General features: G+C 64.6%; 24 protein-coding genes. 10 read left to right on the top strand and 14 right to left on the bottom strand.

All coding sequences use genetic code 11. The annotated features are described in order from the left end of the window. Positions 1–4: 4 nt before the first annotated feature. Positions 5–2,689, bottom strand: coding sequence for a sensor domain-containing protein (locus tag ACXJMY_RS15985; RefSeq protein ID WP_456620289.1), 2,685 nt, complete (start codon positions 2,687–2,689; stop codon positions 5–7). Between the two features lie 202 nt (positions 2,690–2,891). On the opposite strand from ACXJMY_RS15985, the gene ACXJMY_RS15980 reads away from it, so the two are divergent. Continuing rightward, positions 2,892–3,995, top strand: coding sequence for an NAD(P)/FAD-dependent oxidoreductase (locus ACXJMY_RS15980; protein WP_456620288.1), 1,104 nt, complete (start codon positions 2,892–2,894; stop codon positions 3,993–3,995). A 221-nt stretch (positions 3,996–4,216) separates the two neighbouring features. On the opposite strand, the gene ACXJMY_RS15975 is transcribed toward ACXJMY_RS15980, so the two are convergent. Further along, positions 4,217–4,399, bottom strand: coding sequence for a YdcH family protein (locus ACXJMY_RS15975; RefSeq protein WP_008131172.1), 183 nt, complete (start codon positions 4,397–4,399; stop codon positions 4,217–4,219). 329 nt (positions 4,400–4,728) lie between these two features. Here ACXJMY_RS15975 and ACXJMY_RS15970 point away from each other — a divergent pair, with 329 nt between their 5' ends. The 3 genes from ACXJMY_RS15970 (at position 4,729) to ACXJMY_RS15960 (ending at position 5,621) form a co-directional block, all read left to right on the top strand. Further along, positions 4,729–4,935, top strand: a complete 207-nt coding sequence (locus ACXJMY_RS15970; protein ID WP_027519980.1) for a YdcH family protein — start codon at positions 4,729–4,731, stop codon at positions 4,933–4,935. Between the two features lie 129 nt (positions 4,936–5,064). Continuing rightward, complete coding sequence (locus ACXJMY_RS15965; protein ID WP_456620287.1) at positions 5,065–5,283, top strand: hypothetical protein; 219 nt, start codon at positions 5,065–5,067, stop codon at positions 5,281–5,283. 86 nt (positions 5,284–5,369) lie between these two features. Further along, positions 5,370–5,621: a hypothetical protein gene (locus ACXJMY_RS15960; protein ID WP_456620286.1), complete on the top strand. Its 252-nt coding sequence runs from the start codon at positions 5,370–5,372 to the stop codon at positions 5,619–5,621. A 107-nt stretch (positions 5,622–5,728) separates the two neighbouring features. Here ACXJMY_RS15960 and ACXJMY_RS15955 read toward each other — a convergent pair whose 3' ends face one another. Then, on the bottom strand, positions 5,729–6,442 hold the full coding sequence (locus ACXJMY_RS15955) for a GGDEF domain-containing protein (RefSeq protein WP_456620285.1): 714 nt from the start codon (positions 6,440–6,442) through the stop codon (positions 5,729–5,731). 142 nt (positions 6,443–6,584) lie between these two features. Here ACXJMY_RS15955 and purE point away from each other — a divergent pair, with 142 nt between their 5' ends. Both purE and ACXJMY_RS15945 read left to right on the top strand, forming a co-directional pair. Next, positions 6,585–7,073, top strand: coding sequence for a 5-(carboxyamino)imidazole ribonucleotide mutase (gene purE / locus ACXJMY_RS15950; protein ID WP_456620284.1), 489 nt, complete (start codon positions 6,585–6,587; stop codon positions 7,071–7,073). Further along, positions 7,070–8,176: a 5-(carboxyamino)imidazole ribonucleotide synthase gene (locus ACXJMY_RS15945; RefSeq protein ID WP_456620283.1), complete on the top strand. Its 1,107-nt coding sequence runs from the start codon at positions 7,070–7,072 to the stop codon at positions 8,174–8,176. The genes purE and ACXJMY_RS15945 overlap by 4 nt, the downstream gene beginning before the upstream one ends. A 37-nt stretch (positions 8,177–8,213) precedes the next feature. Here the strand turns inward: ACXJMY_RS15945 and aqpZ are convergent, their stop codons facing one another. Then, the gene (aqpZ, locus tag ACXJMY_RS15940) at positions 8,214–8,936 is read right to left on the bottom strand and encodes an aquaporin Z (RefSeq protein WP_456620282.1); all 723 of its coding nucleotides are present in this window, start codon (positions 8,934–8,936) and stop codon (positions 8,214–8,216) included. Between the two features lie 264 nt (positions 8,937–9,200). Between aqpZ and rpsU the strand changes: the two genes are divergently transcribed. Together rpsU and ACXJMY_RS15930 are read left to right on the top strand one after the other, a co-directional pair. Further along, positions 9,201–9,503, top strand: coding sequence for a 30S ribosomal protein S21 (gene rpsU, locus ACXJMY_RS15935; RefSeq protein ID WP_212406250.1), 303 nt, complete (start codon positions 9,201–9,203; stop codon positions 9,501–9,503). Between the two features lie 138 nt (positions 9,504–9,641). Continuing rightward, on the top strand, positions 9,642–10,289 hold the full coding sequence (locus tag ACXJMY_RS15930; RefSeq protein WP_456620281.1) for a tetratricopeptide repeat protein: 648 nt from the start codon (positions 9,642–9,644) through the stop codon (positions 10,287–10,289). A gap of 21 nt (positions 10,290–10,310) precedes the next feature. On the opposite strand, the gene ACXJMY_RS15925 is transcribed toward ACXJMY_RS15930, so the two are convergent. From ACXJMY_RS15925 to ACXJMY_RS15880, 10 genes are all read right to left on the bottom strand, one after another. After that, positions 10,311–11,306, bottom strand: coding sequence for a hypothetical protein (locus ACXJMY_RS15925; protein ID WP_456620280.1), 996 nt, complete (start codon positions 11,304–11,306; stop codon positions 10,311–10,313). A gap of 93 nt (positions 11,307–11,399) precedes the next feature. After that, a complete protein-coding gene (locus ACXJMY_RS15920) occupies positions 11,400–11,684 on the bottom strand; it encodes a cupin domain-containing protein (protein ID WP_271552407.1) in 285 nt (94 codons plus the stop codon). Positions 11,685–11,799: 115 nt separating this feature from the next. Further along, positions 11,800–12,897, bottom strand: a complete 1,098-nt coding sequence (locus tag ACXJMY_RS15915; RefSeq protein WP_456620279.1) for a calcium:proton antiporter — start codon at positions 12,895–12,897, stop codon at positions 11,800–11,802. 60 nt (positions 12,898–12,957) lie between these two features. Then, complete coding sequence (locus ACXJMY_RS15910) at positions 12,958–13,758, bottom strand: alpha/beta hydrolase (RefSeq protein ID WP_456620278.1); 801 nt, start codon at positions 13,756–13,758, stop codon at positions 12,958–12,960. Positions 13,759–13,970: 212 nt separating this feature from the next. After that, a complete protein-coding gene (locus ACXJMY_RS15905; RefSeq protein ID WP_456620277.1) occupies positions 13,971–15,368 on the bottom strand; it encodes an NAD(P)(+) transhydrogenase (Re/Si-specific) subunit beta in 1,398 nt (465 codons plus the stop codon). A 38-nt stretch (positions 15,369–15,406) separates the two neighbouring features. Then, positions 15,407–15,724, bottom strand: a complete 318-nt coding sequence (locus ACXJMY_RS15900; RefSeq protein WP_456620276.1) for a proton-translocating transhydrogenase family protein — start codon at positions 15,722–15,724, stop codon at positions 15,407–15,409. Between the two features lie 11 nt (positions 15,725–15,735). Continuing rightward, positions 15,736–16,863, bottom strand: a complete 1,128-nt coding sequence (locus ACXJMY_RS15895; protein WP_456620275.1) for a Re/Si-specific NAD(P)(+) transhydrogenase subunit alpha — start codon at positions 16,861–16,863, stop codon at positions 15,736–15,738. A gap of 137 nt (positions 16,864–17,000) precedes the next feature. After that, positions 17,001–17,153 (bottom strand): aa3-type cytochrome c oxidase subunit IV, encoded by a 153-nt coding sequence (locus ACXJMY_RS15890; RefSeq protein WP_008136857.1) that lies wholly within the window; start codon positions 17,151–17,153, stop codon positions 17,001–17,003. 139 nt (positions 17,154–17,292) lie between these two features. Beyond that, entirely contained in the window at positions 17,293–20,280 is a 2,988-nt protein-coding gene (locus ACXJMY_RS15885; RefSeq protein WP_456620274.1) for a cell division protein, read from the bottom strand. Between the two features lie 260 nt (positions 20,281–20,540). Next, a complete protein-coding gene (locus ACXJMY_RS15880; protein WP_456620273.1) occupies positions 20,541–22,445 on the bottom strand; it encodes a M3 family oligoendopeptidase in 1,905 nt (634 codons plus the stop codon). A gap of 124 nt (positions 22,446–22,569) precedes the next feature. Here ACXJMY_RS15880 and ACXJMY_RS15875 point away from each other — a divergent pair, with 124 nt between their 5' ends. Both ACXJMY_RS15875 and ACXJMY_RS15870 read left to right on the top strand, forming a co-directional pair. Beyond that, positions 22,570–24,066, top strand: coding sequence for a sigma-54-dependent transcriptional regulator (locus tag ACXJMY_RS15875; RefSeq protein WP_456620272.1), 1,497 nt, complete (start codon positions 22,570–22,572; stop codon positions 24,064–24,066). Between the two features lie 343 nt (positions 24,067–24,409). Continuing rightward, the gene (locus ACXJMY_RS15870; protein ID WP_456620271.1) at positions 24,410–26,608 is read left to right on the top strand and encodes a L,D-transpeptidase scaffold domain-containing protein; all 2,199 of its coding nucleotides are present in this window, start codon (positions 24,410–24,412) and stop codon (positions 26,606–26,608) included. Positions 26,609–26,637 lie beyond the last annotated feature (29 nt).

The following is a 26,637-nucleotide window of genomic DNA, read 5'->3' as shown; positions in this document are numbered from 1 at the left end:
CGCTCTAGCCGGTCTGGAGGGCGAGCTGCATCGTCTCGGCGCGGCCGACGAGGCCGGCATATTGCCCGATCGGCAGCGGCTTGCCGAGCAGATAGCCCTGCACGCCGTCGCAACCTTCCCTGGCGAGGAAGGCGAGCTGCTCGATCGTCTCGACGCCTTCGGCGATGATCGACATTTCGAGGCCGTGGCCGAGATCGATCACGGCGCGCACGATCGCGGCCGATTGCGGGTTGCGGCCGAGATTGGTGATGAAGGCGCGGTCGATCTTGATCTTGTCGAACGGGAAGGCCTGGAGATAGCTCAGCGAGGAGTAGCCGCTGCCGAAATCGTCCATGGAAATACGCACGCCGAGCGCCTTCAGCCGGCGCAACAGCGCCAGGCCGCGATCGAAATCCTCGATCAGCACGCCTTCGGTGATTTCGAGCTCGAGCCGGCCGGGCGCAAGCCCAGTCTCCAGCAGGATCGAGTGAACGAGCCCGACCACGTCGCCGTGCATGAACTGCGCCGGCGACAGATTGACCGCGACCTGGAGCGGATTCGGCCAGGACGCCGCCTCGCGGCAGACCTGGCGCAGGATCCACTCGCCCATCTCGACGATGAGGCCGCTCTCCTCCGCGATCGGGATGAATTCGGCCGGCGAGACCTGGCCGCGTACCGGATGCTGCCAGCGCGCCAGCGCCTCGAAACCGATGATGTCGCTCTCGGCCACGCTGTGGCGCGCGAGGCCCTGCGGCTGGAACGCAAGCGAGAGCTCGCCGTTCTTGATCGCCTTCGACAGGTCCTGGTGCAGCACGCGGCGGTCGCGGATCTGCTGGTCCATCTCCGGCTGGTAGAGGCCGATCGTGCCGCGCGACTTCTGCTTGGCGCGAAACAGCGCCGCGCCGGCGTTAGCGAGCAACGAGGCGCCGTCGGCGCCATTGTGCGGGAAGATCGACATGCCCGTGGTGACTCCGGCGCGCACCGCGCGGCCGTCGATATGGAATTCCTGGGCAACGGCGTCGCCGAGCTGCCGCGCCAGCACAAGGCCCGCCTCGGGCTGCTTGCCGTCGATGATGAGGCCGAACTCGTCGCCGGACAGGCGCGCCACCACGCCGCCGCGCGCGGCGTCCTGGAGCCGATGGGCCACCTCGATCAGGAGCTTGTCGCCGAGCGCATGGCCGAAGACGTCGTTGACCTCCTTCAACCCGTCCAGATCGATGCAGAGGACCGCGAACTCCTCGCTGGTGCCCTCGCAGGCCTCGATCATCTGGGTCAGCGCCTGGAGAAAAGCGGCACGGTTCGGCAGGTCGGTGAGGCCGTCGTGATAGGCCATGTGCGCCATGCGCGACTCGGTCTGCCGGCGGTCGGTGACGTCCTCGTGGGTCTTGATCAGATATTGCGGCTCGCCGGCGTCGTTCAACACGGTGGCGCGGCGGGTGAGGAACAGCCGCAAGCCGTCCTTGGTGGAGATCGGATGCTCCTCGGTGACCATCCCGCGCTTCCTGATCGCGGCTTCGTCGCGCGCGATGATCAGCTTCGCCTCCTTGGCGTTGAAGATATCGGCGGCGGTCAGGCCCGTGGCTTCCTCGCGCCTGCGGTTGAGGATCGTTTCCGCGCTGCGGTTGGCGAGCAGATAGCGGCCGTCCTTGACCTGCTCCACGATCAGCGCCACCGGGATGTTGTCGACCACGAGCTCCAGGAACTTCTTCGTGCCCTCCAGCTCCTGCGACAACGAACGCCGGTCGGTAATGTCCTCGAACACCACCAGCAGGAATTCGGGCTGGTTGTTCTCGTCGCGGACCACGATCCGGATCGAGGCAACCATGCGCCGGGCCGCGCCGCGCTCGACCTCGAACTCGTTGCGAAACTGGCCGCCCGGCGCGTTGAGCGCCGCCCGGTCGGTCGCCTCGATGCTGGCCGCCGAGACGGGCGCGAACAGCTCGCGCGCATTCTTGCCGACGGCGTGGTCCCGCGAAAATCCCCAGAACCGCTCATAGGCGCTGTTCGCGAAGATGTAGCGGCCATCCTCGATGTTCTTCGCCGCGACGCATGCCGGCACGTTGTCGAGCACGGTTTCCAGGAACTGCTTGGTCGAGGCAAGCTGCCGCGACAGCTTGCGCTGGTCGCTGACGTCGAGATGCGTCGCCACCGAGCCGCCGTTCGGCAGCACGAAATATTTCGTCAGGATGGCGCGTCCGTCCGGCAGTTCGGTAATCAGGCCGTTGAGGCTTGCCGCCTTCTCGTAGAATTCATTGTCGGTGGAATCGAGCATGCCGCGGTCGCGACGGAGCTTGAGGAGGTCATGCCCGTTCATGTCGGCCCAGAGATCCGACCGCGACAGGCCGTAGATGTCGAGATAGCGGTCGTTGCAGAAGATGATGCGCCGCTGCGCATCCGTCATCACCACGCCCTGGTTCAGATTGTTCATGGCGGAGGAGACGAAAGCGTTGCGGCGCAATTGCGCCCGCTTGGCCCGGCCCACCGCGGAATGGATCCACAGCGCGATCGCCGCCAGGAGCGAGCAGACGGCAATTCCGCCGATCAGCGCTTCCCAGACCAGATTGGGATCGAGGCTGCCGAGATAGCTTACGGGGACGAGTCGTTCGGACAGGGAAGAGGCGCGTGCAGGCGCGACCGCGCTGGCCAGGCACACGACGGCCTGCACAGCAATCGGAAGCGTGCTGCCCACATGCCAGTTCTTCTCAGCCATCAGCCACCCGCGATTTCAATACGGGATTGTCTGGCTTCGCCGGTTTGGATCGGGTAAACGCCTGTACGCGCAACAGAAAAATGTGACGTCAACTACGGCAATTGGCCTGACATGATAAATGCTTCCTTAACGGAAAACGGCCTTGGCGCCCGCTTCGAGGCTCGGATGCCATCGGCGGTTCCAGCGGATATCCTGTACAACCATGGATAGGGTCGACTGCGTCGTCATCGGAGCCGGCGTGATCGGGCTCGCGGTGGCGCGAAAGCTGGCGCAGGCCGGCCGCGAGGTGATCGTGCTCGAGGAAGCCGAGGCCATCGGCACCGTCACCTCCTCGCGCAACAGCGAGGTGATCCATGCCGGCATCTACTACCGCGCCGGGAGCTGGATGGCGCGCATGTGCGTCGACGGCAAGCACGCGCTCTACCGCTACTGCGCCGAGCGCGGCATCCCCCACAAGAATTGCGGCAAGCTGATCGTCGCGACCAGTGCCAGGGAAACCGAGAAGCTGCAATCGATCAAGGCGCATGCCGAGGCCAATGGTGTCCTCGACATGCAGCTGCTCCCGGGGGAAGCGGCGCGCGCACTGGAGCCGGCGCTAGCCTGCGACGCCGCCCTGCTCTCGCCTTCGACGGGCATCATCGACAGCCATGCCTACATGCTGTCGCTGCGCGGCGAGGCCGAGGCGGCGGGCGCGGCCTTCGCGTTTCACACGCCGATGATCCGCGCCAAGGCGGCGGGCGGCGTCATCGAGATCGACGCCGGCGGCGAAGCGCCGATGACCTTGCAATGCGGCCTGCTGGTCAACGCGGCCGGCCTCTCGGCGACGACGGTGGCGCGCAGCATCGACGGCATGCCACTGGATCGGATTCCGCCGGCCTATCTCGCCAAGGGAAATTATTTCAGTTGCAGCGCCAAGGCGCCGTTCTCGCGCCTGATCTATCCGGTGCCGGAGCCCGGCGGGCTCGGCGTGCATCTGACGCTGGACATGGCAGGCCAGGCGCGTTTCGGCCCGGACGTCGAGTGGATCGAGACGATCGACTACGCGGTCGATCCCTCGCGCGCCGAGCGATTCTATCCGGCGATCCGCAGATATTGGCCGACGCTGCCCGATGGCGCGTTGATGCCGAGCTATTCGGGCATTCGTCCGAAGATCGTGCCGCCGGCCGTCGCCACGCAGGATTTCCTGATGCAGGGTCCGCGCGACCATGGCGTCGAAGGCCTGATCAATCTGTTCGGCATCGAATCGCCGGGATTGACGTCGTCGCTCGCGATCGCGGACCACGTCGCCGAGTTCGCAGGCATCTAAAGCGTTTTCGAGCGAAGTGGATACCGGTTCGCGTAAAGAAAAAGAAAACGCGTCCAAACAAGAATCTGGAGCCATTCCCGTTCCGATTCCATCGGAACGGGAATGGCTCCAGGCACCGCGCAACAATGATCGCGCACCCTGCAACAGGGATGAGCGCAAAAGCTCTCATCCCTGCGTGAAAGGGTGCGATCAAACTCTACGCTGATACGGGGGTTACTTTACTAGTGAAGCGTGTCGCCGGTGTGCTTCAGACGCTCGATCTGGTCCTTGACCATCAACTTCCGGCGCTTCAACTCAACAATTTGCAGGTCGTCTGTTGAAAGGTGCACGAGAGCTTCGTGCAATTCGTTTTCGAGAGTTTTGTGCTTCCGTTCCAATTCAACCAGATGTGCCTGAATTGTCATTCGAAACCTCCTCGGTAGGGGTGACCTTGGATTCGATCCGGACAGCGAAGTGTACATCACCGATTCGTTCTGTCGATGGGTATCCGTCGTCGCAGTGTCATTTTTGAAAATTCATATGTAACGAAGCGTGAGTAATGGAACCGCTCTGGAAAAATCCATGATATCAATGCGCTTGCGCGGCGCGATCGCGATCCACGGAAAATATCTTGCGGGAGATCCGTGAGCGACGGTCCGAGATCGCTTGCGATCAAGCCGCGCAAGGACGATAATTTCCACAGGGCATCCACAGCCTTAATCTCAAGCCTATCGGTTTTTCGGCCACCGCAGACATGACCAATGAAGATGCGCGCGAACTCGAATCCGAGCTCGCCCGGTTGCACCAGGAACACCGAGATCTCGATGCGGCGATCGATGCACTGCATCAATCGCCTGCCCCCGACCTATTGCGGTTACAGCGGTTGAAGAAACGCAAGCTGTTGTTGCGCGACCGCATTGCGTTCATCGAAGACCAGATCACGCCCGACATCATCGCCTGATCCACAGCCAGGGCCTCGTGCGGCCGCCCGCCGCGCCGGAATCCGCTTGACTCGAAAAGAACAAAATAGGAACATTTCAGCCCAGCCGCTCCCCAAGAAGACGCCCAGCAAACGCCCAGGAAGACGCCCATGTCAGCAACCGTTCTCTTCGACAACAGTCACTATGAACAAGCCTGCGATCAGGCGATCGCGATGTGCGACGGCAATCTGCGCAGCACGATCAAGGCGCTGATCATGGCCAACGAATATCTGGAAGCCGAACTCGAGGAATTGCAGGCGGCGATTTCGGCCGGCTGCATTCCGGAGACCTCACGCAGCAAGATGCGGAGCAAGAGCAGCGCCGCCTGACTTCAGCACTTTCTGACTTCAGCACTTTCTGACTTCAGCACTTTCTGACTTCAGCACTTTCTGACTTCAGCACTTGGAGCAACGCCATGTCGGACGTGACCTATTACGTTGCAATGCCCTTCCTGATCGATGACGATGGATCGCCGGTCGCGGGCGCGGCCGAGGAATGTCAGTCCTCGGTGGCCGCGCTGCGGCGCGCCGAGATTCTGGCACGCGGCGCCGGCCACATCGGCGCAGTCGCATTCAGCCGCAGCGGCGATCCCATGACCGGTGAATTCGGCGACGCGACGCTGCTGCGCAAATTCGGCAACGTGCCGGAAGACCTCGCCACGCTCTGATTGTTGTGTTTGAGCATGAGCTCCGCGCAAACGCGTTCCGCGTTTGTCGCGCGGGAAAACCGCTGCACACTTTGCGCTAGCGCGGCCCTCCGGGTCCGGATCGTGCTCTAGCTGCTGACGAGCCTGATCCGCGGCTCATGCCGCCGCTGCGCCTTGCGGACATACATGGCGGCGTCTGCCTCCTCCAGAGCACGACCTGCATCGGATTGCGGGCCGAGCAGCGCGACGCCGGCGGAAGCGCCCGCAGTCACGCGCTGACCGCGGAAGACGAAGGACAATTCGTCGACCGCCTGCTCGAAGATCGCAGCCTTCGCCTTGGCATCGGTCTCGCTGAGATTCCACAGCAGCAGCGCGAACTCGTCGCCACCGAGCCGGCCGACCACATCCGAAGCGCGGATCTGCCGCGTCAGCGTGCCGGCGATCGCCTTGAGCACCTCATCGCCAGCGGCGTGGCCGAAGGAATCGTTGATCGGCTTCAGGCGGTCGACGTCGAGCACGATCAGCGCGCCACTGGCGCGATAACGCTTCATGTAGGCAATGGCGCGCGTGAGCTCGCGCTCGAAACCGCGCCGGTTCGGAATCTCGAGCAGGAAGTCGGTGTCGGCGGCGGCCTCGAGTTCCGCGACCCGCCGCAACGCCTGCTTGAGCTCAGCCCGCAGGCCGCGGATCGTCGCCTTGGTCGTTTCCTTGGCGCCGTCATTGGCCGGTGCGGCGCGCCGCGCTGGTTCGGCGGAACGCCTGGGGGCGGTTTTGGATCGGCTCGCGCTGGTCTTCCGGCCCTTTTTGGCCTTCGCAGCGCTCGCCCTTTTTGGTTTCTTCATGGGCATCCTGCTCAATGAAGGCTTGCGGGGATTCACCAAGACAGGATAGTGCATTCCCTTCTCCTTGCCACCGCCTTGCGATCCGCCGGCCGGAACCGTTAATCTGGCCTATGTTTCTGTTTTCCCGAGAACAATTGACGTCATGACCGCGCCGATCGCCATCATCATGGGAAGCCAGTCGGACTGGGACACCATGCGGCATGCCGCCGACACGCTTGCAGCGCTCGGTGTCGCCGCCGAGACCCGCATTGTCTCCGCGCACCGGACCCCCGACCGGCTGTTTAGCTTTGCCAAGGGCGCCAAGGCGGCAGGCTACAAGATCATCATTGCCGGCGCCGGCGGCGCTGCTCATTTGCCCGGCATGGCTGCGGCGCTGACGGAACTCCCGGTCTTCGGCGTGCCGGTCGAATCCAGGACGATGAAGGGCATCGATTCGCTGTATTCGATCGTCCAGATGCCCGCCGGCATCCCGGTCGGCACCCTGGCCATCGGCAAGGCGGGCGCGATCAACGCTGCGCTGCTCGCCGCAAGCGTGCTGGCGCTGTCCGACCCGGCCCTGTCGGAGCGCCTTGCCGCGTGGCGCAAGGCGCAGACCGAGGCGGTTGCCGAACGCCCGGAGGACAAGGCGTGACGGACACCAGACCGGTGAAGCTGAAGCCCGGCGACACCATCGGAATCCTCGGCGGCGGACAACTCGGCCGGATGCTGGCGATGGCGGCGGCGCGGCTGGGCCTGCGCTGCCAGGTGTTCTCGCCCGATCCGGATTCGCCGGCCTTCGACGTCGTGCTGAACGCGACCTGCGCCGAATACGCCGATGTCGAGGCGCTGGAGATGTTCGCCCACGACGTCGACGTCATCACCTACGAGTTCGAGAACGTACCGGCGGCCGCCGCGATGGTGCTGGACGCGCGCCGCCCGGTGCTGCCCAACCGCAAGGTCCTCGAGACCACCCAGGATCGGCTCGCCGAGAAGGATTTCGTGACGCGGCTCGGCATCGGCACCGCCGCTTACGCCGACGTCACCTCCGTCGCTTCGTTGCGCGAGGCGATCGTCCGGATCGGACTCCCGGCCGTGCTGAAGACCCGCCGCTTCGGCTACGATGGCAAAGGCCAGACCATCATCCGCGAGGGCGACGACATCGCCAGGATCTGGACCGGCCTCGGTACCAAGCAGGCGATCCTGGAAGCCTTCGTGCCGTTCGAGCGCGAGATCTCCGTGATTGCCGCGCGCTCGGCCGCGGGCCAGGTCGAGTGTTTCGACGTCACCGAGAACGAGCACCGCGACCACATCCTGAAAGTGTCGCGGGCGCCAGCCGCGATCCCGGATGCGCTGGCGGAGGAAGCCCGCAGCATCGCGGGCAAGATCGCAAGCGCACTGGACTATGTCGGCGTGCTCGCCGTCGAGATGTTCGTTCTCGCAAACGGCACCGGCCCGAAGGTGCTGGTCAACGAGATCGCCCCGCGCGTGCACAATTCCGGGCACTGGACGCTCGACGGTGCGTCCGTCTCCCAGTTCGAGCAACATATCCGCGCCATTGCCGGCTGGCCGCTCGGCAGGCCCGTGCGCCACGGCGAGGTCGTCACCATGACCAATCTGATCGGCGACGAGATCAACGATTACGAGAAGTGGCTGACCGTCCCGGGCGCGACCGTCCACATCTACGGCAAGGGCGCGCCGCGCCCCGGCCGCAAGATGGGCCACGTCACCGAAGTCGGGCCGGCAACGGGCAGGTAACGGGACCGCGGCGATTAGCTGCGATCCCGCACGCTGATCATGCCGTCTTTGCGCCTGCGATGACGCCGGTGGGCTCCTCGCTCAGCCAGCGATAGAGCACGCCTCCCAGCGCGCCGCCGATCAGCGGCGCGATCCAGAACAGCCAGAGCTGCGCCAGCGCCCAGCCGCCGACGAACAGCGCGGGGCCCGTGCTGCGCGCCGGGTTCACCGACGTGTTGGTGACGGGGATGCTGACGAGATGGATCATCACCAGCGCAAGACCGATTGCGAGCGGAGCAAAGCCCGCGGGCGCGCGGCCGTGGGTGGAGCCCATGATGATGAAGAGGAACATCATGGTCATCACCACCTCGGTGAGGAAGCACACGCCCATGCTGTACTGGCCGGGCGAATGCGCGTCGTAGCCGTTGGACGCAAAGCCCTTGGCGACGTCGAATCCGGGAGCGCCGCTTGCGATGACGTAGAGGAGCCACGCGGCCACGATCGCTCCGGCCACTTGCGCGATCACATAGGGCAGGATCTGCCCGGCCGGAAATCGCCCGCCGGCGGCAAGGCCGACGGTGACCGCCGGGTTGAGATGGCAGCCCGAGATATGGCCGATCGCATAGGCCATGGTGACCACGCTCAGGCCGAACGCCAGGGACACGCCGAGCAGGCCGATGCCGACCTGCGGAAAGCCGGCGGCGATCACTGCGCTGCCGCAGCCTGCGAATGTGAGCCAGAACGTGCCGATGGCCTCGGCGGCATATTTTTTCATGTCCATGTGGGCGTCTCCCCTGATTTCAAGAATTTCCGGATCAACTTCCGGAAAACAGCCCGCCTTTTGGCGCCAAACCACCCAAATTGCGACCCGCGCATCAGGTTTTCGCCCCATTTAATGGCGTAACTTGGCCCGAAAGGCCGCTTCACAGGTGGACATGTCGGGTTTTGTCTGATACATCCGCGCCCTCAAGGTTAAGGGCCGGGCTTTTCGCCATCCCCTTTGACTTACCAGAATTCAAATCCGATCCACCAAAGAGGATGCCGCGTGCAGGTTCTCGTCCGCGATAACAATGTCGACCAAGCCCTCAAGGCGCTGAAGAAGAAGATGCAGCGCGAGGGTATCTTCCGCGAGATGAAGCTCCGCGGTCACTACGAGAAGCCCTCCGAGAAGAAGGCTCGCGAAAAGGCCGAAGCTGTGCGCCGCGCGCGCAAGCTCGCCCGCAAGAAGCTGCAGCGTGAAGGCCTGCTGCCGATGAAGCCGAAGCCGGTGTTCGGCGCGGGTCCCGGTGGCGATCGTGGCGCCGGTGGCCGTGGCGGCCCGGGTGCCGGTCCGCGTGGCCCCCGCTGATTTTGCCGAATTTGCAAGACTGAGATTTCGATACTGAGTTTTCGATGACGCGGGCCCCGGGCCCGCGTTATTGTTTGTAGAGGTGCCTTTTCTGGGACGGGGCACTACCGATGCGGCACCAGCGCGAGCGAACCGTAGATGGCTCTCCCTTTCCCCGAGCTCAGCCTGGCACGCGCATGCCGGACCTGGCAGCGACCGGTTGCGCTGGCCCTGATGTCGATCGCGCTCTGCGGCTGCTCATTCGACTTGGGCTCGCTGATGCCCGAGAAGGAGAAGCCGCAGGAAGCGCCCAGGGCGGCGGCCACCGACGCGGCCGTCAGCGCCGGTAATGTCAGCGACGCCCAGGGCCATACGGCCAAGGGCCAGGCCCTGGCGAAGTCGGGGGATACCGTTGCGGCGCTCGACGAGTTCAATCGCGCCGTGGCGCTCGATCCCTACAATGCGCAGGCCCTCTATGGACGCGCGCTGATCCACCAGGGCAGCAACGAGCACGAACTCGCGATCACCGATTTCGGCGCAGCGAACGGGCTGAACCCGCAGAAGGCCGAGCCGCTGCTCGGCCGCGCCATCAGCTATCTCGCCATCGGCAAGGTCAAGGAGGCTGCGGCCGATCTCGATGAGGCCTCCGAGGCCGATCCGCACAATGCCCAGGTCTGGATGACGCGGGGCCAGGCCTATGAGCGGCTCGGCGACAAGGCCAAGGCGGCGGCGTCCTACACCAAGGCCGTCTCGCTTCGCCCGCGCGACGACGCCGCGCGCAGCGGCCTTGCCCGCGTCGGCGGCTGACGGCGCGGCGCAAGCGCCATCTCAATCGGGGGTGGAGCTCTTCGGCAGGACGGAGTGGAACATCGACTTCATGCCGGACAGCATCTCGTCGGCGACGTTGGTCTTTTTCGGCCGCGGCATGGACGCACCGGCGTCGGCGCGCAGATCGAGCGGCGGCGCGATCACGGGGACCGGGATGTCGGCGGGCGGCGTCATCCGGTTCGGGTCGTCGTTGCCGATCGAGGCGGTATAGGGCGGGTTGGCCTGCGACGAGCCGCTATTGCCATAGGCCTCCGATGCGGGTGTCGACACCGTGATCGGCGGCGGCAGCGGACGGATCGCGGACGGCTCCGTGGTGACGACACGCGGGGCCTCGGGGGTGCGGATGGCTTCCCGCGCCGCAGGCTCCGCCGACCTCTCGGCAGATCTGGTCTCGGAAGACCTGGTCTCGGAAGACCTGGTCTCGGAAGACCTGGTCTCGGCAGATTTGCCCTCAGGCGATTTGCGCAGCCGCTCGATGGCAGCACGCACCAGATCATTGGCGTCGGGGGTTGCGGCCGGAGCGGCTGCAGCCGGCGCCGAATTGGCCTCGACCGCCGGGGCGGCGGTCGCGGGAGCGGTGACGGCCGGGGTGGACTTGGCGACCGCCTTCTCGCGTGCAGCGGGCCGGCCGCGCGGGCTGGCCGGAGCGGTCTCGGCCGGCGCCAGGTCTGCAGCCTTGGAGTCCGCGGCCTTGGGGTCCGCAGCCTTGGTCTCGGCGGCCGCCTGGTCGACGGGCTTGTCGGCGGCCTTCTCGGCCGCCGGCTTGTCCGTCACGCTCTTCTCCGAGACGCCCTTGGCCTTGACGCCGGGCGCCGGGAGATTGGCCACGTCTGCAGGCTTACCGTTCTTGCCGGCCGGGGCAGGCGCCACCACAGCCGCGGGCGTATCCGCCGCCGGCTTGGCGTTGATGTAATGATTAACGATGTACGCCCCGATGATCGTCGCGAGCACCGAGGGGAAGATATCCATCGAAATTTTAGCGATGTATTTCAGCATTTCTCGGCCACTCCCCGCGCGATCTGATGCGGGAACTTTGGGGCATTGTAAGGGATCAACTGCGACGGATCGATGGCAAAGGGTAACGGTCCCTTACGGCTTCAGCTCGATCTCAAGGAACACGATCTCGGTTGAGGTTTCGTTAAGCACGTCATGTTGGACGCCGGCCTTGCGAAAGTAGGATTTTCCGGCCGCAAGCTGCGCCTTGGAGCGCTCGCCGCCGGGCGCCACGATGGTCATTTCGCCGGCGACGACGGGAACGATCACATAGTCCATCCCGTGGGTGTGATGCCCGGTCGCGCTGCCCGGCGCCAGCCGCCATTCGGTCACCCTGACCTCTTCGTTGTCGATCTGAACCTCGGACTTGGCGGCAAGCATCGGCGTCTTTCTCCTCGCAGCATGATCCGGACCCGGAGGGCCGCGTCAGCCCAAAGTGTGCAGCGGTTTTCCGGAAAGATCATGCTCAAACAATAATCTGAAGCGCGATCGCGCTTCAGGGCACGAAAACCATGAACACGAAGACGGCAAATACCACCATATGGACCAGTCCGAACAGGATATTGGTCCTGCCGGTTCCGAAGGTCAGCATGCTCAGCAGGAATGTCAGGAACAGCAGCGCCGTGTTCTGGGGATTGAGGCCCAGCACCAGGGGCTGGTCGAGCGCATAGGTGGCAAGCCCGACCGCCGGAATCGTCAGGCCGATCGTTGCAAGCGAGGAACCGAGCGCCAGGTTGATGCTCTTCTGGAGGTCGTTCTTGCGGGCTGCCGCGACCGCCGAGACGCCCTCCGGCAAGAGGATCAGGAGCGCGACCAGAAGGCCGGCAAACGCCGGCGGAGCGCCGATCCTGACGGCGACCGCGTCGACAACCAGCGAGAACTTCTTGGCCAGGAGAACCACGGCCAGCAGCGAGACCAGGAGCAGCGCGATACTGAGACCCAGCATCTTGCCCGACAGGCGGGCCTCCCCGCCCTCGCCATCCGCCCTCTCGTGGACGAAGTAATCCTTGTGCAGGACGGTCTGGGTATACAGGAACACGCCATAGAGCACGATCGTCACGAGGTCGACGAAGCCGAGTTGAAGCGCCGAAAAGAACGGACCCGGCGTCGTCAGCGTGTAATTGGGCATGATCAGCGTCAGGGTCGCCAGCGCGATCAGCACGCTGAGATAGACGTTGGCGCCCGAGACCTGAAAACCCTGCTCGCGGTAACGAAGTCCGCCGATGAACACGCAGAGGCCGACCAGGCCGTTGCAGACGATCATCACGACCGCGAACACGGTGTCGCGGGCAAGCTCGGGCGCCGGCTTGTCGCCGAGCATGATCGTGGTGATCAGCGCGACCTCGATGATGGTGACCGCGAGCGTCAGGAGCAGCGTGCCGTAGGGCTCGCCGATCCGCTCCGCGATCACCTCGGAGTGATGAACGGCCGCGAACACGGTGCCGAACAGGATCACCAGCAGGATGATCGCAAACAGGCCTCCGCCGACCGACAGGGTGAAACCGTAGCCGGTCGCGGTCACGATCAGGAACAGCAGCACCGCCAGAGCGGGGAAGATCCATGACGACCGCGGCATCGGTCCGTGTGCGCTCATGCAGGCGATTCCTTCAATATGGCGATCGATTATGCGCGAGAAGATCGCGCCCGTCAGCCCTCAGCCGCCATTGATGAATTGCCGCGCGATCTCGATGATGCCAAAGCTGTCGAGATCATTGTGTCCGCCGCCGGGAATGCTCACGAACCGCTTCGGTTCGTGCGCCAGCGCAAACAGCTTCTCGCCAAATGCGATCGGAATGGTCAGGTCCTCCGTGCCGTGGATGAACAGGAGCGGCACCGTGACGCGTGCAATGCGCTCGTCGGAGCGAAACGGGTCGCGCATCAGCAGGCGAACCGGGACATACCAGAAGTGAGAGGCCGCGACATCGGCGATCGATGTGTAGGGGGCTTCGAGGATCAGCTTTCCGACCGGATGCTCGGACGCAACTGACACCGCAACACCGGTCCCCAGGGAGAAGCCCCAGGCGACGATGCGCCCGGCGTCATAGCGCGCCGTCGCGAACGAATACGCGGCCGCGGCGTCGCGCAGCAGGCCCTGCTCGCTCGGCGCGCCGCTCGAGCCGGCATAACCGCGATAGGACAATGCGACGAGCCCGGTGCCGTCGGCCGTGACAGCCTTGAAGCGGCCGACAAGCCCGGCAAGGGAATCGCCGTTGCCGTGAAAGAAGAGGACCACGGCACGGCCGGGCTTCGGCGGAATATGCCAGACGATGACCTTTTCCTCGTCCGACGTGGTCAGGACGTGCTCCTCGGCCTCCGGAAGGCCCGCGGCGGCGGGCGCGGTGCGCTCGCCGGTCGGGATCGGAAACAACATCGCGCGCTGCTTCACGAAGAGCAGGACGAGACCGGCGAGATAGCCGGCCGCAAGGATGATGGCGATCCATTTCAGGAATGTCATCGCTGTGCCGCCCCTCCGGAATTCAGGGCTTGCGACGACTCTTGAGCAATTTGAGGACATCCGGCCGGATGCTCAAGGGGATCTCGCGGCAGCCGCACGCCGCCGCATGGGCGGCGTGCCATGCGATGCGCCGTTCCCGCGTCGCCTTGGGCGGCATGCGATGGGACTGGTGCCATTGCCTGTTCAGGGCCACGGCCCGTCCCCCTCGGCGACTACATCGCCTTGACGATGTTCTCGGTGACCTTCTTGGCGTCGCCGAGCAGCATCATGGTGTTGTCGCGATAGAACAGCGGATTGTCGATGCCGGCATAGCCCGAGGCGAGCGAGCGCTTGATGAACATCACGGTGCCGGCCTTCCAGACCTGGAGCACCGGCATGCCGTAGATCGGCGAGGTCTTGTCCTCTTCGGCGGCCGGATTGGTGACGTCGTTGGCGCCGATCACGAAGGCGATGTCGGCCTGCGCGAATTCGGAGTTGATGTCCTCGAGTTCGAACACCTCGTCATAGGGCACGTTGGCTTCGGCCAGCAGCACGTTCATGTGGCCGGGCATGCGGCCCGCGACGGGATGGATGGCGTATTTCACCTCGACGCCCTCCTTCTTCAGGATGTCGCCCATCTCGCGCAGCGCGTGCTGCGCCTGCGCCACCGCCATGCCGTAGCCGGGGACGATGATGACCTTGGAGGCGTTCTTCATGATGAAGGCGGCATCGTCCGCCGAGCCGAGCTTGGCCGGCTTCTGCTCACCGGTACCGCCGCCGGCCGCCGCGGTCTCGCCGCCGAAGCCGCCGAGGATGACCGAGATGAACGACCGGTTCATGGCGTGGCACATGATGTAGGACAGGATCGCACCCGACGATCCGACCAGCGCGCCGGTGATGATCAGCGCGGAATTGCCGAGCGTGAAGCCGATGCCGGCCGCGGCCCACCCCGAATAGGAGTTCAGCATCGAGATCACGACCGGCATGTCGGCGCCGCCGATCGGGATGATCATGAGCACGCCGAGCGCCAGCGCGAGGATGACGATCAGCCAGAAGTCGAGCGCGCTGCCGCTCAGCACCAGGCCGACGATGAAGAACACCAGCGCCAGCGCCAGGACGATGTTGATGACGTGGCGGAACGGCAGGATGATCGGCGCGCCGCTCATGCGTGCCGACAGTTTCAGGAACGCGATCACCGAACCGGTGAAGGTCAGCGCGCCGATGGCGACGCCGAGCGACATTTCGACCAGGCTCTGCGCATGGATGTTGCCGGGCGTGCCGATGTCGAAGGCCTCGGGCGCATAGAACGCGCCCGCGGCGACCAGCACCGCGGCCATGCCGACCAGCGAGTGGAAGGCGGCGACCAGTTCCGGCATCGAGGTCATCGGCACGCGACGCGCGATGACGGCGCCAATGCCGCCGCCGATCGCGATGCCGACGATGACGAGGAGCCAGGCAAGGCTGTCCGCCGGGGGATGATTGGCCAGCGTGGTGGCGACCGCGATCGCCATGCCGATCATGCCGAACAAATTGCCCTGGCGCGACGTCGCCGGGCTCGACAATCCTCGCAGCGACAGGATGAACAGCACACCCGCCACGAGATACAAGACTGCAGACAGATTGGCGCTCATCTCAGGTCCCCATTCGCCAGCTCACCCCGAGGTGACGCTTACTTGGACTTCTTCTTGTACATCCCCAGCATGCGCTGGGTGACAAGGAAGCCGCCGAAGATATTGATGCAGGCAAAAATCAGCGCCACGAAGCCGAAGGCGCGGGCCCAGCCCGAGCCGCTTGAAATATTCGCAACACCGCCGGCAAGCAGCGCGCCGACCACGATCACCGAGGAGATCGCGTTGGTCACGCTCATCAGCGGCGTGTGCAGCGCAGGCGTCACCGACCACACCACGAAATAGCCGACGAAGACGGCGAGAACGAAGATCGACAGCCGGAAGACGAAGGGGTCGACGACCTGTGCAACATGCTCCATGGCGGCTCTCCTTAGGCTTTCGGCTGGAAGTTCGGGTGGATCACGGCGCCGTCTTTGGTCAGCGCGGTCGCTTTGACGAGCTCGTCGTCCCAGTTCACGGCCAGCGCCTTGTTGGCCTTGTCGACCATGGTCTCGATGAAATTGAACAGGTTGCGCGCATAGAGGCTGGAGGCCGAGGCCGCGACGCGGCCGGCGACGTTGGTGTAGCCGACGATCTTGATGCCATCGACCTCGGCAACCTCGCCGGGCCGCGCACCCTCGACATTGCCGCCACGCTCGACGGCGAGATCGACCAGCACCGAACCGGGCTTCATCGACTTGACCATCTCGGCCGAGACCAGTTTCGGCGCCGGCCGGCCCGGGATCAGCGCCGTCGTGATCACGATGTCCTGCTTCTTGATGTGCTCGGCGGTGAGCGCGGCCTGCTTGGCCTGGTACTCTTTCGACATTTCCTTGGCATAGCCGCCGGCGGTCTGCGCGTTCTTGAACTCCTCGTCCTCGACGGCGAGGAACTTTGCGCCGAGCGATTCCACCTGCTCCTTGGTCGCGGGCCGTACGTCGGTCGCGGTGACGACCGCGCCAAGACGGCGCGCCGTCGCGATCGCCTGCAAGCCGGCGACGCCGACGCCCATCACGAACACCTTTGCCGCCGGAATGGTGCCGGCAGCGGTCATCATCATCGGAAAGGCACGGCCGAAGGCTTCGGCTCCCTCGATCACGGCGCGGTAGCCGGCAAGGTTCGCCTGCGACGACAGCACGTCCATGACCTGCGCGCGCGTGATGCGCGGCATCAACTCCATCGCGAAGGCCGAGATGCCGGCATCCGCCATCGCCTTCAGCGCGGCATCGTTGCCATAGGGGTCCATGATCGCGATGACGAGCGCGCCGCGCTTGTATTGCGCAAGCTCGGAGGCCTCGGGGCGCTTCACCTTGATGATGATGTCGGCGTCCTTCAGCGCATCGGCGCTGACGGTGGCGCCAACCGCGGTGAACTCGGAATCCGGCAGGCCCGACTTGAGGCCGGCGCCCGGCTCAACGGCGATCTCGGCGCCGAGCGCCTTGAACTTCTTCACCGTATCAGGCGAAGCGGCGACCCGCGGCTCCGACGGATCGATTTCCTTGGCAACGGCGATCTTCATAGGCCCTCCGGCGACGCGGGACAAAGCGCGCACGCGAACTTAGCGTTACTCCCGCAACGTTGGATACCGGTTTTGATACCGGCTTGAATGCAAATTTTATGGGCACCGACGGCGCTGGCGGTGCGGCAGGCGATGGATCAGGTCAGGAAGATCGCCATCAGGATCACGATGAGCGCGACCGAGGCCGTGCCGTATTTGACCAGCTTGATGAAGCCCTCATAGGTCTGCTCGTGGGCAACGTAGTCGTTGCCGTCGGCGGTGGTGTACGCCACTTCGCTATGGTCAGCCATGGATGTCCCCAGTCGAAAGTCGAATTCCTGGGTGGCAATACCGCAAACCGCCGGGCAGGGCAACGGCAGGCAGACGCGGTTTTCCTGCAAATCAGGTCATTTGGAATTCCGATTGCCGGGAATCCGGCGCTCGCGCCGCTCAGCCTTGATCGATCATCGCGGCGGTGACGCTCGCTCTCTGTCGCTGCGGTACCGCAAGGCCGAGCGCCGCGCGCACGGCGTCGACCGCCGGCTCGCCCGCCTCGGTGAATCGGGCCGTGCGCGGGGCCGTACCGGGACCGACCGCCACCGGATTGTCGCCGGACAGGAAGCCGTGAGCCATGTGGAAGCCGAGCGCGCGATAGACCTCGAACTGCTCCTCCGAGAAGAACTGATCGCCGGTGGTCTCGTGGGGAAAGCGATCGTTTCGCCGCGCATAGTCCCTTATGTAGTCGTTCTCGTCGCCATTCAGCGACGATTTGACATAGACCAGATAGCCCTGGTCATCTCCACCATAGTCGATGGTACCGATGGCGACGTGAACGCGGTCGCGCGCGGCCTCGTCATGCTCGTCGGGGGCCGCGGGATCGCCCGCCTTGTCGGCATTGCGCGCCATCAGCGCGCGCGTGCATTCGCGAATCGGCATCCATGGCAGGTCGATCCTGACGCCAAGATCGATGCGGGCGTAACGCTGCAACGTCATCAGGGAGCCGAAATTCATCGGCGCATCGGCCTCCGCATCGACCGCGATGATCACCTTGCAGCGGCGGCGCAACAGCTCGTAGACGCCGAGATTCTCGATATGGCCGCCGTCCGTCAGGTAGACGCTGTCGCTGTTCTCGTACAATCGCCCCGAGATCTCGGACCAGAAGTAAAGCGGCGTGGAGCGGCGCTGCGGCCGGACCCGATCATCGACGTAACGCGGATTCTTCAGCCAATAGCCAAGCCGCACGTTGAGGAGCGCAAGCGTCGGCGTCAGCGCCTTGATCGAGCTCGAGCCCATGTTCGAGGAGGCCGCGGCTCCGGAGATCGCCATTGCGGTCGCGAGGTCGAGGCTCTGTTCATCGTCCTGCACCAATCCGGTGGGCGCATAGCCCGTTGCCTCACTGCCGATGTTCAGGGCGGAGAACACGAAGAAGTCCGCGTTGCGGCCGCGCCGATTGGCAAAGTCGGACCCCTGGATGTTCAATGCCGTGTTGATGAGCTGATAGGGCGCGTGCAGCTTTGGCGCGGCCGATTGCCCCGGAATGCGGTCCGACTCGACCGGAGCCGCGTAGAGATCCGTCAGCTTCATGCGATCGAGCGGCCTGAAATCGCGCCCCTGATCGAGGCTGGCTTCGGCGCGCGCGATGCCGCCGTCGGCCGAACGCGTCGGATCGAACAGGAAAGCCTTGCTCAGGCGATCGCGATAGAGGCGGTGCAGCGAGTTCGCGTTCGGCGTCAGGAAGAACGAGATGGCGAACAACAGGACGCCGGCGAAGGTGTAGAGGATGACCATCCGAAGACTGTAGGAGTAGGCGAGTTCCGAAGCTTCGCCCTGGAACAGACCGGGAAGGCGAACCTGAACCGCATTCCCCGCTTTCTCGGCCAGGAACCGGAGCCAGACGGGAACGTGCCAAATAGGCGTCAAGCGCTCGTTGTCTGCCACGACCGGCGGTGCGGCCCTCGGCGTGATCTCGGCCGACAAGGTCCCCGTGCTGGCATCAAACTGGATCTTGCCGGCCAGGTTGCCGGACGGCGCGTTCGATTTGGCGTTGGCCAGGCACTCTCTTTGCGAAACGGCCCCCAGCGATGCCGGACACTTCTCGAACAGGTCGTTGGAGATGCCCCAAAACGACAGATAGAGGTATGCAACCCAGATGATGAGCGGAAGCGCGAGACCCGCGATCCACAGGGCGACCTTGGCGACGACCGCGAGCACCAGCGCCCCCCACTGCGAGGATGCGCTGTTGCCCTTCAGCAATTCCGCGAATTGCTGCCTGAATGCGGTGACGAAGACACCGATCGGAGCAGCCACTGCCGCGAGCGACTTGATCCAGGTGATCGCGACTGCGCCGGCCGGCCCACCGATCGCGTCGCTATCGGCGACGTCGAACATCTGCCCCAGCATGAAGGGCTGAAAATCGAAGAAGGCCATGACAACCAGCAGCACCAGGACGGTCGCGCCCATGCTCGGCCAATGCGAACGGAATTCCTGCCGCTTTCCGGGGCTTGCAAACGACTGCTTGAGCGCCCATCCGAAAAACAGCACGACGCCGATGATTGCGATCGACAGGGTCAGCGCAAAATGCTGGACCTGGAGAAAGCGCGCGAAGTCGCATGCAACGCCCAGCAATAATGCGATACCTCCAATATAGGCGAAGACAACGCTGGAGCCACTCCAGCGGACGGAGCGCGAGGTGAGATAGGCAAGCCCGCTCCACAGAAACATGACCAGGGCGATGGCCGCACCGAAGGTGCTGAAACCGTAGCGATCGATGAGGCTGAAATCGTGCAACTCGCACAGCTTGTTGTTTGCGAGGCTGAGACCGAAGATGTTGGCAACCGTCAGGCAACTCCGCAGAGGCGTTGACCAGATCGTGACGGCCGCCAGCAACAGCACGATTGGCAATGTCAGCCCGATATTGGCGACCAGTCCGCGCACGACGATCGCGATTCCGGTCAGGAGATCGCGTGCGCCGGCAGGGATCAGGTAATTCGAATAGTTGCGCAGATGTCCGACCGAAGGCGTGTCGCTGATCTCGGCGGCCGTGATAGTCCCGCCGCCCGGTCTTTCACCGAATACAAATCGCCGCGCCGTCGTCATTGTGGCGCTGAGAGAGGTGCCGATGTAGCCGCCGCCCGACACCGTGGAGAGATAGTCGATCCGCCCGATCAAATTGTGGTGGTTCAACGCCTGCAACACACCAAGGCAAACGGCCGAAGAGCGAATGCCGCCACCGGACAATGCGAGCCCGGTGACGTCGAGCAACTGGCAGGGTTCCAGGCCATCGGCATCGAGGTGCCGCTCCGGCTCGCGCCGCGTGTTGATCGCCGCGATTTCGTCCCGAACGATCTGATGGTGCTTTTCGCACCAGGGAATTTCCTCGTCGATCGCCGCAGCGTTTTTCGACTCCGGAACGGGCGTGGCGGACCCCTGATCGAGCATGGGCGTCTCCCCAGCAAAAATCGATCAATCGACAATCAACAGTTGAAATTCACTTTCCAAGTATCTTTGGATTCGTCTCGCGGGCTGCGCGAACGTTCAATCCCACGTAGTAAAAGTTTGGGCTATGCCGCGGCGGTCCCTCGGCGGGCGCGCATGGAACTCGCGCGGACGCCGCACTTGCCCTGCGGCGCCGCACTCGGTGCGGACGGCTCCGGCACGCTTCGACGGCAACCGCCCCCGCGGAAGGAGCTCCCCCCGCCTCAGCCCATCGCCTCCAGCTCGTCGATCATGCCGGCAATGACGCTCAAGCCCCCATCCCAGAACTTAGGATCCTTGGCATCGAGCCCGAACGGCCGCAGCAGTTCGGAATAGTGCTTGGTGCCGCCGGCGGCGAGCATGTCGAGGTAGCGCTCGGCAAAGCCCTCGGCCGCGTTCTCGTAGACCGCATAGAGCGAGTTCACGAGACAATCGCCGAACGCGTAGGCGTAGACGTAGAACGGCGAATGGATGAAGTGCGGGATATACATCCAGTAGTTCTCGTAGCCCGCCTTGATCTCGATCGCGGGACCCAGGCTCTCGCCCTGCACCGACAGCCAGATCTCGCCGAGCCGCGTCGCGGTGAGCTCGCCGTTCTTGCGCTCGGTGTGGACCGCGCGCTCGAACGAATAGAACGCGATCTGCCGCACCACGGTATTGATCATGTCCTCGACCTTGCCGGCGAGCAGCGCCTGGCGCTGTTTTGCATTCTTGGTCTGGGCAAGGAGCCGCTTGAACGTGAGCATCTCGCCGAACACACTCGCCGTTTCGGCGAGCGTCAGCGGCGTCGGCGCCATCAGCGCGCCGTTCTTCGCCGCCAGCACCTGGTGCACGCCGTGGCCGAGCTCATGGGCGAGCGTCATGACGTCGCGCGGCTTGCCCTGGTAGTTCATCAGCACATAGGGATGCGCCGACGGCGTGGTCGGGTGCGAGAAGGCGCCCGGCGCCTTGCCCGGACGCACCGGCGCATCGATCCAGCGGTCGGTGAAGAAGCGCTCGGCGATGTCGGCCATGTCGGGCGAGAAGCCGCGATAGGCCGATAGCACCATGTTCCGCGCCTCGGGCCAGGCGATGGTGTCGGTCGCGGCAAAGGGCAGCGGCGCATTGCGGTCCCAAAAGGCGAGCCGCTTCTTCTTGAACCAGCGCGCCTTCAGCGCGTAATAGCGGTGCGACAGTTTTGGATAGGCCGCGCGCACGGAGGCGACCAGCGCGTCCACCACCTCGCGTTCGACGCGGTTGTTGAGGTGGCGGGAATCCGCGACGTCCTTGAAGCCGCGCCAGCGGTCGGAAATGTCCTTGTCCTTGGCGAGCGTGTTGGTGATCAGCGCGAAAGTGCGCTCATTGGCCTTGAAGGTCTTGGCCAGGGCTTCCGCCGCGGCCTTGCGCTTGGCGCCGTCGCGGTCCTGCAGGAAATTGAGCGTCGGCTCGATCGCAAGCTCCTTGGATCCGACCTTGAAGCGAAGACCCGAGATGGTCTGGTCGAACAGCCGGTTGAAGGCGGAATAGCCGGTCTGCGCCTTCTCCAGGAAGAGCTGCTCGAGCTTGTCGTCGAGCTGGTACGGCTTCTCCTTGCGCAGGTCCTCGATCCAGGGGCGGTAATGCGCGAGCTCTGGCGCCTGCATCGCGCGGGTCAAAATATCGTCATCGACACGATTGAGCTCGAGCGCGAAGAACAGAAGATGGGTGGACGCCGCCGTGAGGCGCTCCGACACATCGCCGTAAAACTTTGAAATCTTGGGATCAACGCTGTCGCCGGCGTGGACGAGGCCGGCGTAGGAGCCGAGACGGCCGGCGAGATCGTCGATCGCCTCATAGCGTCGCACGGCGCCGGCGAGCCACTTTCCGCCATCTTCGTTTGCTGTCCCTGTCGCGAGCTTGCCCTTGTAGTCGGTCTCGAACGCGACGCAATCGGCATCCATCCTTTCGAGATCGCGCGCCACTTCCGGCGCGTCGATCCCGGAATAGAGATCGGCGAGGTTCCACTCCGGAAGCTTGGCGGTCTTGCTCGCGGGCTTCGCAGGCGAACGCTTCGCAGGTGAAGGCTTCGCAGATGAAGGCTTGGAGGATTTGGCTTTGGCGGCTTTTTTGGTGTTCGGCTTGCGGAGGGCGGATGTGGAGCGCGAAGTCATTGTGCTGGAAACCTGTGTTCAACAAACGCGGCGGGCGGGGTCATCAAGATTTAAGAGTGTGTTAATCGGCTTCGGCCAGAGTGCCCCGATTCGAGACAGATAGTAGTAGCGTGCGGGGAACACCATGGCTGCCAGTATTTTGATCGCCGACGACGACGCAGTAGCCCGCCGGCTGGTCGAGAACATGGTGCAGAAATGCGGCTATGAGACGGTCGTCGTCGAGTCCGGCGACGCCGCGATTGCCGCCCTCACCGCCCCCGACGGACCTGTTATCGACGCCGTCATCCTCGACCTCGTGATGCCCGGCCTCGACGGCATGGGCGTGCTGGCGAAAATCCGCGAGGCCGGCCTGACCGTGCCGGTGATCGTGCAGACCGCCCATGGCGGCATCGACAACGTGATCTCGGCGATGCGCGCGGGCGCGGCCGACTTCGTGGTCAAGCCGGTCGGCATGGAGCGGCTCCAGGTCTCTCTGCGCAACGCGCTCAACGCCTCCGCACTCAAGGGCGAATTGCAGCGCATCCGTCACAGCCGCGAGGGACGGCTCACCTTCTCCGACATCGTCACGCGCGCCGAGGCGATGGCGGGCGTGATGCGGACCGCGCAGAAGGCGGCGGGCTCGTCGATTCCCGTGCTGATCGAGGGCGAGTCCGGCGTCGGCAAGGAGATGTTCGCGCGCGCCATCCATGGCAGCGGCGAGCGCAAGGCAAAGCCGTTCGTCGCGGTGAATTGCGGCGCGATTCCCGACAACCTCGTCGAGTCGATCCTGTTCGGTCACGAGAAGGGCGCCTTCACCGGCGCGACCGAACGGCACATGGGCAAGTTCGTCGAGGCCCATGGCGGCACGCTGTTTCTGGACGAGGTCAGCGAGTTGCCGCTGACCGCGCAGGTCAAGCTGCTCCGCGCGCTCCAGGAGGGCGCGGTCGAGGCGGTCGGCGGCCGCAAGCCGGTCAAGGTCGACGTCCGCATCATCTCGGCCACCAACCGCAAACTGCTGGAGCGGGTGAAGCAGGGCCATTTCCGCGAGGACCTGTTCTATCGCCTGCACGTGCTGCCGCTGACGATCCCCTCGCTGCGGGCCCGGCGCGAGGACATTCCGCATCTGCTGCGGCATTTCCTGGCGCGCTTCGCCGCCGAGGAAAACCGCGCGATCGCCGGCATCAGCGGCGAGGCGGTGGCGCACCTCGCGCAGCTCGACTGGCCCGGCAACATCCGCCAGCTCGAAAACGCTGTTTACCGTGCCGTGGTCATGAGCGAAGGCGACCAGCTCGGCCTCGGCGATTTCCCGCTGCTTGGCTCGCATCCGCACGCCGCAACGGACATTCCGACCGCACCGCTGATGATCGAGCCGATCGCGATGCCGGCCATGGTTTCAGGTAACGAAATACCGATTGCTCCGCTCCCCTCGACGGGAACTCTCGCCATGCTGACCGCGACCGGCGATGTCCGCCCGCTGGAGGAGATGGAGAACGAGATCATCCGCTTTGCGATCTCGCATTACCGCGGACAGATGTCCGAGGTCGCACGCCGCCTCAAAATCGGCCGGTCGACGCTCTATCGAAAGCTCGACGAGGCCGGCGTGCAGGGACATGGCGGGAAAAGCGGTGAGGAGACGCACTGAGCCTGATGCGAGGGGGGATTTTCTGACCCGACGGCGTGGCCGCAAGCCCTTCGCATTACGGCAGAATTCGTCTGCACTTTGAACCGTGACTTGGAAGTGACAGACAGAGGGAAAAGCGCGTGGCAGAAGCGCACAATCCGTTGCAAAGCGGCTTCCTAGAAGTCAGTTTGTCGTGAGTTGTCCCCGGTAGCGCTGGCTGCAAAATCGGGGCCTGTATATCGTCTGCGTAGGAATCGTTGCGTGCAGGCGTGCAACTTTCGAGAGGCCGGCGCGGTTTAGCCGAAGCTGAAGACGATAACAAAGCTGTTCCACAAGGGACAGTTCACCCGAGGGGTGCGACACAATGCGTGACTGTTTGAACCACCGTGCAGGCTTTGACCGCGTCTTGATGACGGTCGCGGCGACCTTCCTCACGGTGTCGGCCAGCTCAGCCCTGGCGCAGGATCAGGCGCGCAGCAGCGCCGCCGAGCTGGCGATCGAAGCCGCGATCCCGCGCCCCGAGCCCGCCAACGTCCCGCCTCCAACCGCCGCCGACATCAAGCTCGACACCACCGCCACGGTCCAGGAACCCGTGAAGGAGCCCGCCAAGGAGCCCGTCAAGGCCGAAGCCGCGCCGGCACCCGACAAGGTCGAGACCAAGCCTTCCGACGTCGCCACCACGCCCGCCACCGAGGCGCCGAAGAGCGAGACGGCCAAGACGGAACCCGCAAAGACCGAGCCTGCCAAGGCCGACACTGCGACGGCAACGCCGGCCGCTCCGGCAGCACCTGCCGCTGCAGCGCCCGCCGCCGAGCCGGTGAAGGCCGCGAGCAACGTTCCGGCCGCCGACCAGCCGGTCGCCGACAAGCTCAAGGACATGATCGGCGCCAAGACCTCGCGCTATCTCGACCGCAAGAACGAGCGCGCCGCCGTCGAGAAGTTTTACGGCGCACGCGACTTCGCGCCGGTCTGGACCCAGGGCGGCAGCCTGACCGCCGCCGCCAAGGGCGTGATCGCGCGGCTGAAGGATGCGGCTTCCGACGGCCTCAATCCCGCCGACTATCCGGTGCCGGATTTCGCTGCCGCGACGACACCCGATGCGCTCGCCGACGCCGAGCTCAAGCTCACCGCCAGCATGTTCGATTATGCGCGCCAGGCCCAGAGCGGCCGCATGCACTGGTCGCAGGTCAGCGGCGACATCCTCTATCCCGAGCATCCGACCGATCCGAGCGAGGTGCTCGCCAAGGTCACGACCGCGACCGATGCCTCCGCCGCGCTCGACAGCTACAACCCGCCGCAGAAGCTCTACAAGGAATTGAAGGCGAAGCTGGCGCAGCTGCGCGGCCAGACCGACGGCCCGGTGATCGAGATCGCCGACGGCCCCGCGCTGAAATACACCCCGGCCCGCGGCAAGAAGCAGGCTGAAATCGTCGTGGAAGATCCGCGCGTGCCGCAGCTCCGCGCCAAGCTCGGCATCGCCGAGAACGCCAGCGACACCCGTTACGATGCCGCGGTCGCCGAAGCCGTGCGAAAATTCCAGGACGGCGCCGAGATCAAGGCGACCGGCATCCTCGATGACAAGACGGTCAAGGCGCTGAACAGCCCGAAGCGCGACAAGCAGATCGACGTCGTGCTGGTGAACATGGAGCGCTGGCGCTGGCTGCCGCGCGACCTCGGCGTGCCCTCGCTGGGCGATGCCTATGTCATCCTCAACATTCCCGACTACACGCTGAAGGTAATGCAGCGCGGCCAGCAGGTCTGGACCACCCGCGTCGTCACCGGCAAGCCGGGCCAGCACGCCACGCCGCTGCTCACCGAGACGATGAAGTACATCACGGTCAATCCGACCTGGAACGTGCCGCCGTCGATCGTCTACAACGAATATCTGCCGGCGCTTCAGCAGGACCCGACCGTGCTCCAGCGCATGGGCCTCAAGCTCGAACAGAACCGCGACGGTTCGGTCCATATCTCGCAGCCGCCCGGTGAAGCCAACGCACTCGGCCGCATCCGCTTCAACTTCCCGAACAAGTTCCTGGTCTATCAGCACGACACGCCGGACAAGAACCTGTTCGCCAGGGACGAGCGCGCCTTCAGCCATGGCTGCATGCGCGTGCAGAATCCGGATCAGTACGCTTCCGTTCTGCTCAACATCACCATGCCGAACGAGAAGTACACGCCGGAGCGCGTGCGCAGCATGTACGGCAAGAGCGAGATCGACCTGAAATTCCCGACCCCGATCCCGGTCAACATCACCTACCAGACCGCGTTCGTGGACGACGGCGGCAAGCTGCAATTCCGCAAGGACGTCTATGGCCGCGACGCGACCATGATCAACATCCTGAAGAACGGCCGCGGCAAGGATCTCGAGAACGTCGTCGCGCACTCGCAGCCGAGCTATTCGCGCCCGGCGACGACGCTGCCATCCGGCGTGGCGATAGCCAACAATGGCGGTGGCTTCGGCTCGTCCGGTCCGAACTTCTTCGAACGGCTGTTCGGGGCGCCGACCCCGCCGCCGGCTCCGGTCGGCCGTCGGCCGCAGCAGCAGCGGGTGTTCACCCGCTGAGCCCGGCGCCGCTTTTCCTGAAATTCTTC

The sequence above is a fragment of the Bradyrhizobium sp. P5_C12 genome (assembly GCF_054049735.1).
The sequence above is the reverse complement of the archived record's forward strand: the minus strand, read 5'-3'. Positions and strand labels throughout refer to the sequence as shown.